Annotated in this window: 15 protein-coding genes; 7 read left to right on the top strand and 8 right to left on the bottom strand. The window is 55.3% G+C overall.

All coding sequences use genetic code 11. The features are described from left to right. Positions 1 to 91 precede the first annotated feature (91 nt). Positions 92 to 1,789 (top strand): nitrate/nitrite two-component system sensor histidine kinase NarQ, encoded by a 1,698-nt coding sequence (gene narQ / locus BM373_RS00555; RefSeq protein WP_090458236.1) that lies wholly within the window; start codon positions 92 to 94, stop codon positions 1,787 to 1,789. A 169-nt stretch (positions 1,790 to 1,958) separates the two neighbouring features. Further along, positions 1,959 to 5,075 carry a multidrug efflux RND transporter permease AcrD gene (acrD, locus tag BM373_RS00550; protein ID WP_090458234.1) on the top strand — a complete coding sequence of 1,039 codons (3,117 nt, stop codon included), beginning with the start codon at positions 1,959 to 1,961 and terminating at the stop codon, positions 5,073 to 5,075. A gap of 90 nt (positions 5,076 to 5,165) precedes the next feature. On the opposite strand, the gene ypfM is transcribed toward acrD, so the two are convergent. Beyond that, the gene (gene ypfM / locus BM373_RS21335; protein WP_100181659.1) at positions 5,166 to 5,225 is read right to left on the bottom strand and encodes a protein YpfM; all 60 of its coding nucleotides are present in this window, start codon (positions 5,223 to 5,225) and stop codon (positions 5,166 to 5,168) included. Positions 5,226 to 5,788: 563 nt separating this feature from the next. Between ypfM and BM373_RS00545 the strand changes: the two genes are divergently transcribed. From BM373_RS00545 to BM373_RS00535, 3 genes are read left to right on the top strand one after another with little or no spacing between them, the layout of a single operon-like run. Continuing rightward, on the top strand, positions 5,789 to 6,151 hold the full coding sequence (locus tag BM373_RS00545) for an ArsC family reductase (RefSeq protein ID WP_090458231.1): 363 nt from the start codon (positions 5,789 to 5,791) through the stop codon (positions 6,149 to 6,151). Between the two features lie 3 nt (positions 6,152 to 6,154). Next, positions 6,155 to 7,282 carry a succinyl-diaminopimelate desuccinylase gene (dapE, locus tag BM373_RS00540; protein WP_090458228.1) on the top strand — a complete coding sequence of 376 codons (1,128 nt, stop codon included), beginning with the start codon at positions 6,155 to 6,157 and terminating at the stop codon, positions 7,280 to 7,282. A gap of 27 nt (positions 7,283 to 7,309) precedes the next feature. Next, a complete protein-coding gene (locus tag BM373_RS00535) occupies positions 7,310 to 7,498 on the top strand; it encodes a YpfN family protein (RefSeq protein WP_090458226.1) in 189 nt (62 codons plus the stop codon). 169 nt (positions 7,499 to 7,667) lie between these two features. Here the strand turns inward: BM373_RS00535 and ypfH are convergent, their stop codons facing one another. The 6 genes from ypfH to dapA all read right to left on the bottom strand — a co-directional run bounded on the left by ypfH (position 7,668) and on the right by dapA (position 14,224). Continuing rightward, a complete protein-coding gene (ypfH, locus tag BM373_RS00530; protein ID WP_090458224.1) occupies positions 7,668 to 8,366 on the bottom strand; it encodes an esterase in 699 nt (232 codons plus the stop codon). A gap of 77 nt (positions 8,367 to 8,443) precedes the next feature. Then, positions 8,444 to 10,459 (bottom strand): tRNA(Met) cytidine acetyltransferase TmcA, encoded by a 2,016-nt coding sequence (locus BM373_RS00525; RefSeq protein WP_090458222.1) that lies wholly within the window; start codon positions 10,457 to 10,459, stop codon positions 8,444 to 8,446. 12 nt (positions 10,460 to 10,471) lie between these two features. Further along, on the bottom strand, positions 10,472 to 11,338 hold the full coding sequence (locus BM373_RS00520) for a KPN_02809 family neutral zinc metallopeptidase (RefSeq protein ID WP_090458220.1): 867 nt from the start codon (positions 11,336 to 11,338) through the stop codon (positions 10,472 to 10,474). 125 nt (positions 11,339 to 11,463) lie between these two features. Beyond that, complete coding sequence (gene purC / locus BM373_RS00515) at positions 11,464 to 12,177, bottom strand: phosphoribosylaminoimidazolesuccinocarboxamide synthase (protein ID WP_090458218.1); 714 nt, start codon at positions 12,175 to 12,177, stop codon at positions 11,464 to 11,466. Positions 12,178 to 12,294: 117 nt separating this feature from the next. Next, the gene (bamC, locus tag BM373_RS00510) at positions 12,295 to 13,329 is read right to left on the bottom strand and encodes an outer membrane protein assembly factor BamC (protein WP_090458216.1); all 1,035 of its coding nucleotides are present in this window, start codon (positions 13,327 to 13,329) and stop codon (positions 12,295 to 12,297) included. A gap of 16 nt (positions 13,330 to 13,345) precedes the next feature. Beyond that, positions 13,346 to 14,224, bottom strand: coding sequence for a 4-hydroxy-tetrahydrodipicolinate synthase (gene dapA, locus BM373_RS00505; protein ID WP_090458215.1), 879 nt, complete (start codon positions 14,222 to 14,224; stop codon positions 13,346 to 13,348). A 145-nt stretch (positions 14,225 to 14,369) separates the two neighbouring features. Here dapA and BM373_RS00500 point away from each other — a divergent pair, with 145 nt between their 5' ends. After that, the gene (locus BM373_RS00500) at positions 14,370 to 14,942 is read left to right on the top strand and encodes a glycine cleavage system transcriptional repressor (RefSeq protein ID WP_218159459.1); all 573 of its coding nucleotides are present in this window, start codon (positions 14,370 to 14,372) and stop codon (positions 14,940 to 14,942) included. Next, positions 14,942 to 15,412: a thioredoxin-dependent thiol peroxidase gene (gene bcp, locus BM373_RS00495; protein WP_090458211.1), complete on the top strand. Its 471-nt coding sequence runs from the start codon at positions 14,942 to 14,944 to the stop codon at positions 15,410 to 15,412. The genes BM373_RS00500 and bcp overlap by 1 nt, the downstream gene beginning before the upstream one ends. Positions 15,413 to 15,482: 70 nt before the next feature. Here bcp and BM373_RS00490 read toward each other — a convergent pair whose 3' ends face one another. Then, positions 15,483 to 16,544, bottom strand: coding sequence for an AI-2E family transporter (locus tag BM373_RS00490; protein WP_090458209.1), 1,062 nt, complete (start codon positions 16,542 to 16,544; stop codon positions 15,483 to 15,485). Positions 16,545 to 16,658 lie beyond the last annotated feature (114 nt).

Raw genomic sequence — 16,658 nt, 5'->3', positions numbered from 1 at the left:
AAAGGATTCATGCCCGACTGCTTTTCTGCTCTAATAAACCCGGTTATTGGTGCTGGTTTTCTCAATCACTGAACCTTCAGGGATCCCATCTGTGAGAGTGAAGCGTCCTGTTTCGGCAAGCCTCGCAAGGGCTTTTTTCTGTATTGTCCTGCTCTCGCTACTCTCAACCGGTGTGGCGCTGATGACGCTCGCCAGCAGCCTGCGCGATGCCGAAGCCATTAATATCGCGGGTTCCCTGCGGATGCAGAGCTATCGCCTGGGCTATGATTTACTCCGCCAGTCGCCCGATCTCAGTGCTCATCGCGCCCTTTATCAGCAAACGCTGAATGCCCCGGTGCTGCAAAACATCAACCGCGGCTATGTGCCTGACGCAGTAAAATCCCACTACGCCGAACTTCATGTCACCTGGCAGGAGATGGACCGCCACCTCGCAGAGGGCGATATCAACTGGTATCAAAACAATATCAGCGGCTATGTGGATAAAATCGACCGCTTTGTGCTCGCCCTCCAGCACCATGCCGAATTTAAGATGCTGATGGTGGTGGTGATTTCGCTGCTCGGCGTGATTGGTATTTTTACGCTTGTGTTCTTTACCCTGCGCCGCATCCGTCTGCGGGTGGTCAATCCGTTAAAAGAACTGATGATTGCCAGCCAGCATATGCAGCAGGGGAATTTTGATGTCCCGCTGCCGGACTCACAGCTCGATAACGAACTGGGGCAACTGACCGTGACCTTTAACCAGATGGCCGGGGAGTTGCGTAAGCTCTACACGTCACTGGAAGCCACGGTTGCGGAAAAAACGCAGGATCTGCACGAAGCGCATCGTCGCCTTGAGGTGCTGTACCAGTGCTCGCAGGCGCTGAACACCAGCCAGATTGATATCCAGTGTTTCCGCCATATTTTGCAAATCGCCCGCAAGCATGAAGCTGCCAGTTACCTGGAGCTTAACGTCGGTGATAACTGGAGTTTAAAAGAGGGCAAGCTACAGCCGGATGTGCAGATCAACGCACAGACCGTGGGGATGCAGGAAACGGAACTGGGCGAATTGCGCTGGCAGAGTACGGATACCTCATCCGGGCAGTTGATGCGCAACGTCGCGACTATTCTTGGGCGCGGGCTGTACTTTAATCAGGCGCAGAAACACTATCAGCAACTGCTGTTAATGGAAGAGCGCGCCACCATCGCCCGTGAACTGCATGATTCGCTGGCGCAGGTGCTCTCCTATTTGCGCATTCAACTGGCCCTGCTCAAGCGCGCGGTACCGGCGGAAAACACCCCGGCGCAGACCATTATTGATGATTTTTCCCGCGCGCTGAACGATGCGTACCGTCAGCTACGTGAACTGCTCGGCACCTTCCGCATGACCCTTTCGCAAACGGATCTGCCCTCCGCACTGCGGGAAACGCTCGATTTACTTCAGGGCCAGACCTCCGCCCGCATCACCCTGGACTGTCGTTTGCCCGCCCTCGCCCTTGACGCCCAGCAGCAAATGCATCTGTTACAGATCGTGCGTGAAGCGGTGATTAACGCCATTAAACACGCCCAGGCGCGCGACATCACCGTAAGCTGCGTGACCGCCCCGGACGGCCAGCACACGGTGCAGATCCGTGATAACGGCAAAGGCATGACCAGCGATGAAGAGCCGGAAGGCCACTACGGGCTGAATATTATGCGCGAACGCGCGGAGCGACTGGGCGGCACCTTAACCTTTTCGCAGCCACAGGGTGGCGGCACGCGGGTCACCTTCCAGTTTTATTCGCCGGAGCAGGTATGGCGTCACCAGACGTAAAGAGAACCCGGCGCGACTGTGCATGCAGCACAATTGCAAAGTTATACGTTGATTGAGCACGATAATTTACACTTTCTCCTTTTTTTCTCCACGTTTAGTGAGCCTTATACCGCTACATTGTGGTGAGCAATGTCGAAAAAAATGAAAAGCAAATGAGGTCGTATTCCTGATGGCGAATTTCTTTATTGATCGCCCCATTTTTGCCTGGGTGCTGGCAATCCTGTTATGCCTGACCGGAACCCTGGCGATCGTTTCGCTACCGGTTGAACAATATCCCGATCTCGCCCCACCTAACGTCCGTATTTCCGCCAACTATCCTGGCGCTTCTGCACAAACGCTGGAAAATACCGTCACCCAGATCATCGAGCAGAATATGACCGGCCTCGATAATCTGATGTACATGACCTCGCAAAGCAGCAGCACCGGCCAGGCGTCGGTTACGCTCAATTTTAAAGCCGGTACTGACCCCGACGAAGCGGTGCAGCAGGTGCAAAACCAGTTGCAGTCCGCGCTGCGTAAACTGCCCCAGGCAGTGCAAAATCAGGGCGTGACGGTGCGTAAAACCGGGGATACCAACATCCTGACCATCGCTTTTGTTTCTACCGATGGCTCAATGGATAAGCAGGATATCGCCGACTACGTTGCCAGTAATATTCAGGATCCGTTAAGCCGCGTGAACGGCGTCGGTGATATTGACGCCTACGGTTCACAGTATTCGATGCGCATCTGGCTCGATCCGGCGAAGCTGAACAGCGTTCAGCTTACCGCTGGCGATGTCACCGACGCCATTGAAGCCCAGAACGCGCAGATCGCTGTCGGGCAACTCGGCGGCACACCTTCTGTTGATAACCAGGCGCTCAACGCCACCATTAATTCTCAGTCACTGCTGCAAACGCCCGAGCAGTTCCGCGATATTACTTTACGGGTCAATCAGGATGGCTCGGAAGTACGGCTGGGCGATGTGGCAGAGATCGAAATGGGCGCAGAGAAATATGACTATCTCAGCCGGTTTAACGGCAAGGCCGCCTCAGGTCTGGGGGTGAAACTGGCCTCCGGCGCGAATGAGATGGAAACCTCTAAACTTGTCATCGCCCGCCTGAACGAGCTGGCGAACTATTTCCCGCATGGCCTTGAGTACAAAGTCGCCTACGAAACCACCTCCTTTGTGAAGGCGTCGATTATTGATGTGGTGAAAACGCTGATCGAGGCCATCGCGCTGGTGTTCCTGGTGATGTACCTGTTTTTGCAAAACTTCCGCGCCACGCTCATCCCGACCATCGCCGTGCCGGTGGTGCTGTTTGGCACCTTTGCGGTGCTCTACAGTTTTGGCTACAGCATTAACACCCTGACTATGTTTGCCATGGTGCTGGCGATTGGCCTGCTGGTGGATGACGCCATTGTGGTAGTGGAAAACGTCGAGCGCATTATGTCGGAGGAAGGGCTTTCTCCGCGCGACGCGACGCGTAAATCGATGGGTCAGATCCAGGGCGCGCTGGTGGGTATCGCCATGGTGCTGTCGGCGGTGTTTGTCCCGATGGCGTTTTTTGGCGGCACGACCGGGGCGATTTATCGCCAGTTCTCGATAACGATTGTGGCAGCCATGGTGCTGTCGGTGCTGGTCGCGCTGATCCTCACGCCCGCCCTGTGCGCCACGCTGCTTAAGCCGCTCAACAAAGGTGAGCACCACGGGCAGAAAGGGTTCTTTGGCTGGTTTAACCGCATGTTTAACCGCAATGCGGATCGCTATGAATCCGCCGTGGCGAAGATCCTCCATCGCAGCGTCCGCTGGATGCTGATTTACGGCCTGCTGCTCGGCGGCATGGTGTTCCTGTTTTTACGCCTGCCGACCTCGTTTTTACCGCAGGAAGACCGCGGGATGTTTACCACTTCCGTGCAGCTCCCGAGCGGCTCAACGCAGCAGCAGACGCTAAAAGTGGTGCAGAAAGTCGAAGACTATTTCTTCACGCACGAAAAAGAAACCGTCACTTCAGTGTTTGCCACCATCGGTTCTGGCCCCGGCGGGAACGGGCAAAACGTGGCGCGCATGTTTGTGCGACTGAAAGACTGGGAAGAACGCGATCCCTCCACCGGTAGCTCGTTTGCCATTATCGAGCGGGCGACCAAAGCCTTTGCGAAGATCAATGAAGCGCGGGTGTTCGCCAGCAGTCCGCCTGCCATCAGCGGGCTGGGCAGTTCGGCGGGCTTTGATATGGAGTTGCAGGATCATGCGGGAGCCGGACATGACGCGCTGATGGCGGCGCGCGACAGGCTGCTGGAAATGGCCGCTGACAACAAACAGCTTACCCGCGTGCGTCACAACGGGCTTGATGACAGCCCGCAGTTGCAGGTCGATATCGATCAGCGCAAAGCGCAGGCGCTGGGCGTGTCGATTGAAGATATTAATGACACCCTGCAAACCGCCTGGGGCTCCAGCTACGTGAACGATTTCATGGATCGGGGCCGCGTGAAAAAGGTCTATGTACAGGCCGCCGCGAAATACCGCATGCTGCCGCAGGACATTAATCTGTGGTACGTGCGTAATAACGCCGGCAGCATGGTGCCCTTCTCCGCCTTTGCTACTTCGCGCTGGGAAACGGGTTCACCGCGCCTGGAGCGCTACAACGGCTATTCGGCGCTGGAAATTGTTGGTGAGGCCGCCCCCGGCGTGAGTACCGGTACGGCGATGGACGTGATGGAAAATCTGGTCAGCCAGTTGCCCGGCGGATTTGGTCTGGAATGGACAGCAATGTCTTATCAGGAGCGGCTCTCCGGTGCGCAGGCTCCGGCGCTGTACGCCGTCTCGCTGCTGGTGGTGTTTTTATGCCTTGCCGCCCTGTATGAGAGCTGGTCGGTGCCGTTCTCCGTCATGCTGGTCGTGCCGCTTGGGGTGATTGGTGCCCTGCTCGCCACCTGGATGCGCGGGCTGGAAAACGATGTTTATTTCCAGGTGGGCCTGCTGACGGTTATCGGCCTGTCGGCGAAGAACGCCATTCTGATCGTCGAGTTTGCTAATGAGATGAATGCCAAAGGGCAGGATCTCCTCTCAGCGACGCTGTTTGCCTGCCGCCAGCGCTTGCGCCCTATTCTGATGACCTCGCTGGCGTTTGTGTTTGGCGTATTGCCGATGGCGACCAGCAGCGGCGCGGGTTCTGCCAGCCAGCATGCGGTGGGCACCGGCGTGATGGGTGGGATGATTTCAGCTACCATTCTGGCGATTTATTTTGTGCCGCTGTTTTTTGTGCTGGTGCGTCAGCGCTTCCCGCTTAAAGAACGCCCGACCACGTAAGCCAATAAAAAAGGCGACTTGAGAAAGTCGCCTTTTAATACATTATATTGTTTTTTTAAGTGCTTCTTGCGATACAACTTTTAGTGGAAATTATTTACGAAGCATACCTTCGATAAAATCTTTCCAGTTCCCCAGTTCATGCTCAATCATATACTGCCTCTCTAATTATTATGCGTATTCTACGAAATCAAAACGGTATTGTGAAGATAATTTACTCAATCGCTAATTTCCTCCCCCGACCTGTTCTACTGCTCTGAATTAACTATGAGCTGTTACGCGTTTAATTAATGTGACTTATAGCAACATTCCGAAACATGCGGTAGAAACGTTTCGCTGGCGTGACGCAGTTCAAAAAATGCCCGCTTTCCCCGCGTTTAGCCGGATTGGCCCCGGTGGCTGAATTAAGCCCTTAAATGCAAAAAATTCTCAAAAAGAAATAGCCTGAAGTTATTCTGAATATTTATTACGCGAGTTAATAACCCTGCTTATTAATTTCCGCAGGCTCTCTTATTTAATTTCATAGAGATACTTGGAAGGGGTTGAACATTGTGACTGAATCAATATGCTGCTATTAATTAGCAGCACGATTATTCTTAGGCTTAAGCCCAGGAATGTATATTAAATTGCCCGGATGCTTATTCAAATTAGTTGAGCACTTAACGCAAATCGGCGCAAACTGATTCACAAACTTAATATCACAGGCAGGTTAACTGATGACGGATACCACCCTTTACGGGATCAAAAATTGCGACACCATTAAAAAGGCACGCCGCTGGCTGGATGACCATCATACGCCGTACCGTTTTCATGACTATCGTGCGGATGGCTTAGATGAAGCATTATTACGCCAGTTTGTGGCTGAACTCGGCTGGGAGGCGCTGCTGAACACGCGGGGCACTACCTGGCGTAAACTGGATGCCGAACAGCGCGAAAGCATTACCGATGCTGATAAAGCGGTGGCATTGATGCTTGAAATGCCAGCAATTATCAAACGCCCATTGCTCTGCGCGCCTGGTAAGCCTATGCTGCTTGGTTTCAAAGAATCCAGCTACGAGCAGTATTTTAACGAGGTGTAGTCTATGTCATGCCCGGTCATTGAGCTGACGCAACAGCTTATTCGCCGCCCTTCCCTGAGCCCCGATGATGCGGGATGCCAGGCGTTGATGATTGAGCGTCTTCGCGCTATCGGTTTTACCATTGAGCCTATGGATTTTGGCGATACGCAAAACTTTTGGGCATGGCGCGGACAGGGTGAGACGCTGGCTTTCGCCGGTCATACCGATGTGGTGCCGGCGGGCGATGCCGATCGCTGGATCAATCCACCGTTTGAACCCACTATCCGCGACGGAATGCTGTTTGGCCGTGGCGCAGCCGACATGAAAGGCTCGCTGGCCGCGATGGTTGTCGCCGCTGAACGTTTCGTCGCGCAGTTCCCGAATCATAAAGGCCGCCTTGCATTTCTGATCACCTCCGACGAAGAAGCCAGCGCAACGAACGGCACGGTGAAAGTGGTTGAGGCGCTCATGGCGCGCAACGAACGCCTTGATTACTGTCTGGTGGGGGAACCTTCCAGCACCGAAGTAGTGGGTGACGTGGTGAAGAACGGTCGTCGTGGCTCGATGACCTGTAATCTGATTATTCATGGTGTGCAGGGGCACGTAGCCTACCCTCATCTGGCCGATAACCCGGTGCATCGCGCCATGCCAATGCTCAACGAACTGGTGGGCATCGAATGGGATAGCGGCAATGAATATTTCCCACCGACCAGCATGCAAATCGCTAACATCCAGGCCGGAACGGGCAGCAACAACGTGATCCCAGGCGATCTCTACGTCCAGTTCAACTTCCGGTTCAGTACCGAATTAACCGACGAGATGATTAAATCCCGCGTGGCGGCGCTGCTGGATAAACACCAGTTGCGCTACACCGTGGACTGGTGGATCTCCGGTCAGCCTTTTTTGACCCAGCGCGGTAAGCTGGTGGATGCGGTCGTGAACGCTATTGCGCACTATAATGAAATTAAACCGCAGCTATTAACCACCGGCGGTACCTCCGACGGGCGCTTTATTGCCCGCATGGGCGCACAGGTGGTGGAACTCGGGCCGGTTAACGCCACCATTCATAAAATTAATGAATGTGTGAACGCAGCCGATTTGCAACTGCTTGCCCGGATGTATCAACGAATTATGGAACAGCTTGTCGCCTGATAAGCGTTTCTGAGTGAGGAAATGAGCATGGAATGGCTGGCAAAGTACTGGTGGATTTTAGTCCTGGTTTTTCTGATCGGCGTACTGCTGAACGTGATTAAAGACTTAAAGCGTGTCGATCATAAAAAGTTTCTCGCCAACAAACCCGAGCTTCCGCCGCATCGTGATTTTAACGATAAGTGGGATGACGAGGACGACTGGCCGAAGAAGAAATAGGGTGCGTTTTTAAACCCTCACCCTGGCCCTCTCCCTTAGGGAGAGGGAATAAATAGTGCACCGTGCGGGTTTTCCCCCTCTCCCCTGGCGAAAGGGACGAATCGTGCACCGTTCAGGTTTTCCCCCTCTCCCCTGGGGAGAGGGCCGGGGGTGCGGGGTACATCCCCTCTCACATAAACTCAACGATATCATCATCATTCGGCTTACTGCCGCTCAACGCCTCGTCAAAATAGTGCTTCGGCACGGTATAGCGCAAATGATCCAGCGCGAGCTGCATGCTGCGCTCATCAATGGCATGACCCAAATCATCAACGATATCCAGCGTCACATCGCCTCCGATCATCTGCAGCGCTTCCTGAGCCGCCACCGCAAACGAAAGGTCGATGACCGGATCTTCACCGCCGTGGATCAAGTGAATGGTGGTGGCCGTGCTGCCGCTGACCGGCAACGTAGCGTAGCGACCATTAAACGCGATGACTCTTGAGGCCAGCCCCGGCTGCGCTTTGATGCTCTCCAGCGACATAATCGATCCCTGCGAAAAGCCAATGAGCGCTGTGGCCTGCGGGCCGACGCCGCTCTGTTTCTGCCAGTGACGTACCGTCTCAATAAACTGGGGCATGATCGCGTCAACGCGCGCCTGACGGTTTTCCTCCGTCACGCCCTGCACGGAAAACCACTGCCGCGCCGGGGCCGGGCCGCACGGCTCTGCGCCGCCAATACTGACAATCAGCGCATCCGGAAACAGGGGTGCAAACCAGCTACCGAGCTGCCCCATCGCCACCGGGTTATCGCCGACGCCGTGAAATAACAGCAGTAACTGTTGGGCGGGGGTTTCCGGGCTTTGAACGACAAAATGGTCATGTTTCATGGCAGTCTCCTTAATTCAATAACGCCAGTGTACGCCGCGAGGTGTTAATGACCATGACAATTAACTGAATGAGTTTGTTAAAAAAGTTGCAGCTTAGCGATGCGTTCTTCAAGTTGCAGGCAGCGCGTTTCGTCAAGGGTTCGCAGCGCCATGGCCGTCTCCTGCCGCTGCGTCGCCAGCAGCGCTTTACGCCCGGCAAGTCGCAAACGGCTACAGATTTCAGCCTCATCACGCCCCTCTTCCAGCTGCGCGCGCACGCCGGCGAGCGGGAGAGGGTCATGCGCCAGCAAACGCGTCAGCGCGCCACGGGCGGCGGATAACGGGCGATGGGCAAAAGCAAAGCCGCCCAGCTCCAGCCAGTCGTCATCATTAAGGGTAGTCTGCTCTGCCACCGGCAGGGGTAAGTTTTCGTCCCGCCATGGGGCCAGCCCCGGCAAATCGCGCGCCAGCCGCTGCTGTTCTCTTTCTACCAGCGCCCGTCCGGCGTCGGTAAGCGGAATAACCGCCATCGCCGTGTAGCAGCCGCTGCTCGCCTCCCGGTAACTGCCTAGGCGCACTAACCGGAAGCCACAGCGCTGCCAGAAACGCCAGAGTTCGCGGGTGTAGCCAAAGCTGACCGAGAGATAATCGCAGTCCGGCGAGCGGGATTTTACATGTTCAATTAATTGCTCCCCGATGCCCTGTCGCTGGCGATACGGGTGTACGGCAATCCGGCTGATGCGTTTGCCCGAAAGCGTTGCAGCGAGTGGACTGGCTCCGTGTGCAGCCAGCGATTGCGCCACCAGATTCCCGCGCGGCCTGCGCAGTCCTGCCCACACCGCACAGCTTAACGCCGGCGATAAACCGCCCTCTTCCACCAGCCAGAGCGCGGCAACGGGTTGCTCACCGACCACCGCCTGCCAGAAACTCTGCCCCGGCGCATCCATCATCCGCCTGAGATCGAGCGGCGAGGTACGGTAATGAGCAGACGCCAGCAGGCGATAGAGCGCGGCGGGCCGTTCAGGTGATGTGAGCCAGCTATCTTGTGCCAGCGGCAGGATCTCCGCCTCGCCTTTGGGAAGAGCATGCAGCGTGTCATCCTCAAACAACAGAACATCGCTGATAAAGTTTTCCAGCGGGCAGCCGGACGCCCAGCGCAGCGGGGTGCTGAGCGTCTGATGACGAAGATGCGGAAAGCCTGCGCAAAATTTCAGTAAAAATCCCTGCCCGGTGCCTTCATAACCCTGCACGGTAGTGGTCAACAGCGTGTGGCTAAAGCCTGCCACCAGCGTTTGCAGTAACGGACCGGGAATGGCGGCCGCTTCGTCAACGATCAGCCAGCGGGCGTCGGGTGTGCGGCCTTCGCTAAGCAGGACTGCCAGCGCATCCGGCGCGATAAAGCAAAACCGCTCACCCGCATAGTGGGCCATGACGTCAGTGGCCGCCCGCGTCGGGGCGGTGACAATGACATTGCCGGGCAGCCGGGCGATGTGCATCCCGGCCAGAGCAGATTTGCCGCGTCCGCGTGGAGCGGTCACCACCATTACCCCAGGCGACATCTCTTCAAGCGTGGCGAGGATTGCCGCCTGTTCCCGCTCGGGCGCACCCGTTGCCGGGTGCCATGGTTCGCGGGAGGCAAAATGAGGGACGGTCAACGGCTGATGCTGCTGCCAGACCAGCACACCGGAGCGGGCCAGCATCCGGCAAAAGTGCGTCACCAATCGGGGAGCAGGAAGAGGAACGGCGGTGTCGCTCCAGCGGCAGGTATCAGCGTCCGGGGTGAGCGCCCACTTATCAAGCGCGGGCGTGAGCAGGATCAGCCAGCTTCCGGCGCTTAGCGTGCCGCTCAGTGCTGCAAAAGCCGCCACATCAAAGCCGCTACGGGCATCAAATACCGCGTGGGTAAATTCCCGCCCTAATAGCGTGGTCAGCGCGCGCGGGCTGCACTGCAAGGGCGCGTCGGTATCGTCACTGACCCACAATACCGGCTCGGGCTGGGCCCGGCTGAAGGCCTGCGCCTGTGCAGCACTCCAGTCAGGATCGCCCGCTAACACCAGCAGACGGCGAATACCTTCCCGCGCCATCTGGCGCGTCAGTTCAGTTAACGCTTCCATGTCATACGTTTATCAAAGACGATTTCCGAAGGTGTTGCACTGCGTCAGATCGCCGCTGTCGAAGCCTTTTTTAAACCAGGTGTAACGCTGGGCCGAGGTGCCGTGGGTAAAGCTGTCGGGCACGACGTGGCCCTGGCTTTTCTGCTGCAACCGGTCATCGCCAATCGCTTCTGCGGCGTTCAGCGCCTCCTGCAAATCCCCCGCTTCCAGCACGCCCTGCTGCTGCATGTTATGTCCCCAGATCCCGGCATAACAGTCGGCCTGAAGCTCCATCATCACAGATAACTGGCGGCCCTCGCTGGGGGTCGCATTTTGCTGAAGCTGACGTACCCGGGGTTCGGTGCCTAACAATTTCTGCACGTGATGGCCCACTTCGTGAGCAATCACGTAGCCCTGTGCGAAATCGCCCGCTGCGCCGAGTTTGTTTTTCATGTCTTCATAGAAGGAGAGGTCGATATAGACTTTGCTGTCAGCCGGGCAATAGAACGGTCCCATCACTGACTCGCCAGTGCCGCAGCCGGTGCGGGTGGCACCGGAATACATCACCAGAACGGGTTGCTGGTAGGTCTTGCCCATTTTTTCGAAGATTTGTCCCCAGGTTTCTTCCGTCGTTGCAAATATCACCGAGGTGAATTTTGCCGCTTCGTTTTCCTGCGCGCTGGAGGTGCGCGGTGTGCTGCTCATTTGCGACGACGGCTGACCCGTGAGCAAACCAGTCAAATCAACGCCATAGTACCCGGCCACCACAACGACCAGCAGTAAAATGATGCCCCCTTTGCCAGCAGGTAAGCGAATCCCCCGCCCGCCCATTGCGGGGCCGCGCGCGTCATTGCGCCTGTCTTCAACGTTGTTACTTTCCCGACGCCCTTGCCAACGCATAACCACCTCAAACATACACAGTTTATAGTGTTAGATCGTAGGCGCTCGCGAGCAGGATTACCATAAGAAATAGGGTGCAGATAGCCAGAGGAAGCGATTTTCCTCTGGCGTGCAGAAGCGGAGGATCAGTCCAGTTTTACGCCGAGACGGTGCGCAACGGCTTCATAGGCTTCAATCAGACCGCCCAGGCTCTGGCGGAAGCGGTCTTTGTCCATTTTATCCAGCGTCTCTTTGTCCCACAGGCGGCTGCCGTCCGGGGAGAATTCATCGCCCAGCACCACTTCGCCTTTGTACAGGCCAAACTCCAGTTTGAAGTCAACGAGGATCAGGCCCGCGTCATCAAACAGTTTGAACAGCACGTCGTTGGCTTTGTAGGTCAGCTCTTTCATCCGTGCCAGGTTCTCTTTGTTCACCCAGCCGAAAGTTTCGCAGTAGGATTCGTTGACCATCGGGTCGTGCATCGCGTCGTTTTTCAGGAACATGTCGAACAGCGGCGGATTCAGCTCGATCCCTTCTTCAATGCCCAGACGCTTGACCAGTGAACCAGCGGCACGGTTACGCACCACGCACTCGACCGGCACCATATCCAGTTTCTTCACCAGACATTCGGTATCGGAAAGCAGCGCTTCCATCTGAGTCGGGATGCCCGCTTCTTCCAGTTTGCTCATAATGAAATGGTTGAACTTGTTGTTCACCATGCCCTTACGATCGAACTGTTCAATGCGCGCGCCATCCCCTGCTGATGTATCATTGCGGAATTCGAGCACCAACAGGTCCGGGTTTTCCGTGCTGTAAACGGTCTTCGCTTTGCCACGATACAACTCAGCTTGCTTTTGCATCTTTGTTACTCCAGGTTCCAGGTGTGATGATTTAAAGGCTAAATTCTGCTTTTGCTGGCTACGCAAACGTGTGCGTAGCTGGCGATAAAAAAGGCCGGAAAGATCCGGCCTCTGCTTTTACTTGCTAAATGCGGCCTGGAATACGGCTACCAGGGCGTCATTTTGTGACTGAGTCAGGGTGTGGCCTTTCGGATCGATAAACTGCAGGCTGCTGCGGTTATCGAGATCGCCGACCTGCAATTTGTAATCGCCGGAGGAAAGGCCCGGATCGCGTGCACCCAGTTCCTGCCAGTCGCTGTCAGACAGCGGCTTGTAGGTAACGGCAATGCTGCCCGTTGAGCGAGTGCTGTCGGTCACTTTCATGCCCACTTTTTCCAGCACGCCCGGCAGACGCTGCCAGACCACGTTAAACGGTCCACGCACCACCAGCATTGGCAGACCGGTATCGTCTGCGGCGCTTTGCACGTCAAGCGTGGCGGCACTGCGGCTTTGCGCAGCGTTCTGCGCATCTGTCGCGGTTTTATCGAGGCCTGCGGAGATGACGTTAAGCATTTCGGTGCTGTAGCGCTGCAAAGATGCGGTATCAGCTACCGGTTTGCCTGCCTGCTCCAGATTCACCAGCTTCACAATCACCGCCTGCTGATAGCCCTGCGGTTTTACCGAGATTTGATAACGGCCACGGTACTGCTGATCTTCGTCGAGACGGTTCCAGTCAACCCAACCGGTGGTCAGCGACTGGCTGGCATCGTCACGTTTTTCAATGGCATAGTTACCGGACTGCAACACGCTAACCACCTGCGGCCAGATGTTGCTGTTACGGCCATTTTCCACCAGCAGCGTCGCGGTATCACCCGTGAACTGGGTGCGTGCGCCGGTTACCAGCGCCAGCGCCTGTGCTGGCGGACGGATATCCAGTTCCTTACCGACAGCGCCGCTGCCGTTGGTGACCGGGACATTGTAGTCGCCATTTTGAATCGGCAGGATCATCCCCGCAGGCGCATGCAATTCAGCAAGCGGTGCAGCATCCAGATAGGATTCATCACCACTGACCTGGCGCTTATAGCGCGAGTCAGAATTACAAGCAGCGAGCAACATCACAAGCGAAACACCCGCTACCTTCACCAGGCGCGACTTCTGTACTGAGTAAGCCATCAAATCTCCCTAAACTTTACAGCAAACCGGCATGCTTAAGCGCAGCAGAAACAGCGTCACGACCCTGATCGGTAATCGGCGTCATCGGCAAGCGCAGCGTGTCGGTCGCCACAAGCCCCAACGCCTTACATGCCCATTTGACCGGGATAGGGTTGGGTTCGACAAATAGTTTGTTATGTAACGGCATCAGACGCTGATTAATCACGCGAGCTTCGCTGTAATGACCGCTGGCTGCCAGTTTGCACATCTCAGCCATGTCGCGCGCCGCCACGTTGGTGGTGACTGAAATCACGCCGTGACCACCGAGCTGCATAAAGTCCAGCGCGGTCGCGTCATCGCCGCTCAGCAGAATAAAGTCGTCTGAAACCAGCTCTTTGATCTGATGAACACGGCTTAAGTTCCCGGTTGCCTCTTTAATCGCAACAATATTTTTTACTTTCGAGAGTCGACCTACGGTTTCCGGCAGCATATCGCAACCGGTACGCGAAGGCACATTATACAGGATTTGCGGCAGGTCAGTATGTTCTGCGATGGCTTTGAAGTGCTGGAACAACCCTTCCTGTGTTGGACGGTTGTAATATGGGGTTACCGTCAGGCAACCCGCGATGCCGCTGTCGTTAAAGCGCTGAGTCAGGCTTATCGCCTCTGCGGTAGCATTGGCACCGGTACCCGCGATGACAGGGATACGACCGTCGGCCAGTTCCAGCGTCATCATCACCACATCGCCATGTTCATCGTGGCTCAGGGTGGCAGACTCACCGGTAGTCCCTACCGAAACAATCGCGGAAGTTCCATTCGCGACGTGATAATCAATCAGTTTCTTCAGGCTCGACCGGCAGACATTACCTTTTTCATCCATCGGTGTAACAAGCGCGACAATACTTCCCGTGAACATGGGCCATCCTCTGTGCAAACAAGATTCTCAATGGTACGTTTGGTGCTGTAATAAAAGCAAGCGACGAGAGACGTTCAGGCGGTTGTATGCTGGTTTTTTTTATGCTTTCCTTAGGATTACTCCGGCTTGCAAAGGAAGAACAGGTTTGACGCCCTCATCACAACATTATTTGGTTATCACAGCGCTTGGTGTCGACAGGCCTGGTATTGTGAATACGATCACTCGTCACGTCAGTAGCTGCGGCTGTAACATTGAAGACAGCCGACTCGCCATGTTGGGGGAAGAGTTTACTTTTATCATGTTGCTTTCAGGTTCGTGGAATGCCATTACGCTTATCGAGTCAACGTTGCCACTAAAAGGCGCAGAACTGGATTTGCTGATCGTGATGAAACGCACCACGGCAAAACCCGGCGTGGCTATGCCCGCGACGGTATGGGTGCAGGTCGATGTACCTGATTCCCCGCATCTGATCGAACGTTTTACCGCGCTGTTTGATGCTCACAATATGAATATTGCTGAGCTTGTTTCCCGCACACAGCCCGCGCGTGGCGATGCAACTGCCCAGCTTTTTATTCAGATTACCGCACACAGTCCTGCGTCGCAGGATGCATCAATAATTGAGCAAGCGTTCAAAGCACTATGTACAGAATTGAATGCGCAAGGCAGTATTAACGTCGTCAACTATTCACAGAATGATGAACATACTGGGGTGAAGTAATGAATCCACTGAAAGCCGGTGATATTGCACCGAAATTTAGCTTGCCGGATCAAGACGGAGAACAAGTAAATTTGGCCGACTTCCAGGGTCAGCGTGTACTGGTTTATTTCTATCCGAAAGCGATGACGCCAGGCTGTACCGTTCAGGCCTGCGGTTTACGCGATAACATGGATGATTTGAAAAATACCGGCGTGGAAGTACTGGGTATCAGCACCGACAAGCCGGAAAAATTATCCCGCTTTGCGGAGAAAGAGCTGCTGAACTTTACGCTGCTGTCTGATGAAGACCATCAGGTCTGCCAGCAGTTTGGCGTATGGGGTGAGAAGTCGTTTATGGGTAAAACTTACGATGGCATTCACCGCATTAGCTTCCTGATCGATGCCAACGGCGTCGTTGAACATGTGTTCGACGATTTCAAAACCAGCAATCATCATGATGTGGTGCTGAACTGGCTTAAAGCCAACGCCTGATTCCAGCCCGGCTTCACTTGCCAGGCTGGGTTTGTCCAGGCCCGGCAAGTGAAGCCGCTATCCGGCAAAACTACTCTTCAATGACAGGAACGTCTGGCCAGGCGTGCACCACGGCTTTGATGAGCGTCGCCAGCGGGATCGCAAAGAACACGCCCCAGAATCCCCACAGCCCACCGAAAATCACCACCGACAAAATAATCACCAGCGGATGCAGGTTCACTGCTTCAGAGAACAGCACCGGCACCAGCAGATTACCGTCCAGCCCCTGAATAATGAGATACACGGCAAAGCAGCTCCAGAACTCGGTGCCGAGTCCAAACTGGAACAACGCCACGCCAATCACCGGAATGGTTACCACAAAGGCACCGATATACGGGATCAACACCGAGAAGCCCACCAGCACCGCCAGCAGCAATGAATAATTCAGCCCGAAAAGGATAAAGCCAATCCAGGTGGCGATGCCGACGACGATCATCTCCAGCACTTTGCCGCGAATATAGTTGGTGATCTGCTGATTCATCTCTTTCCAGACCTGGCCTGCCAGCCCGCGATTACGCGGTAATACCCGGCGCACCGCGTTCAGCATTTGATCTTTGTCTTTGACGAGGAAGAAGACCATCAGCGGCACCAGCACCAGATAAACAGCGAGCGTCAGCAAACCGACCAGCGAGGCGAGCGAATACTTCACCACCGAATCACCCAGCGTCAGCATGCGGGTGCGCATGTTTTCTGCCATCGCGTCAATAATCCCGGCATCCATGAGCGCGGGATAGCGCCGTGGCAGCGTGGCGGCAAAATCAGACAGTTTATTAAGCATGCCCGGCATGTCGCGGATCAGGTTGATCCCCTGCTGCCAGGCCACCGGCATCACCACAAACGCCATTAACAGAAGGATGCCGACGAACAGGATCAGCACAATGCTGGAGGCCCAGCGACGCGAGCAGCCAATGCGCTCCAGGCGCACGGTAGGCCATTCAAGAAGATAGGCGAGAACAATTGCCACCAGAAGGGGCGCTAATAAACCGCTGAAAAAGAAAAGAATAAAGAAGCTGGCAACCAGGATAACCAGCAGCGCAATCGCCTCCGGATCGCTAAAGCGACGGCGATACCACTGCATCAACATTTCGAGCATATTATCCTTCTCAGGAAAGCCTTAAGCAAAAATGACTGGGGCAAGTGTATCGAAATGTCACAAAAAAGACTTCGCTTTTTGTTGCCGTAACGAGAAACTGCGGCACTGATTGCT

The organism is Enterobacter sp. kpr-6 (assembly GCF_900116015.1).
Classification (GTDB): domain Bacteria; phylum Pseudomonadota; class Gammaproteobacteria; order Enterobacterales; family Enterobacteriaceae; genus Enterobacter_D.
The sequence above is the reverse complement of the archived record's forward strand: the minus strand, read 5'-3'. Positions and strand labels throughout refer to the sequence as shown.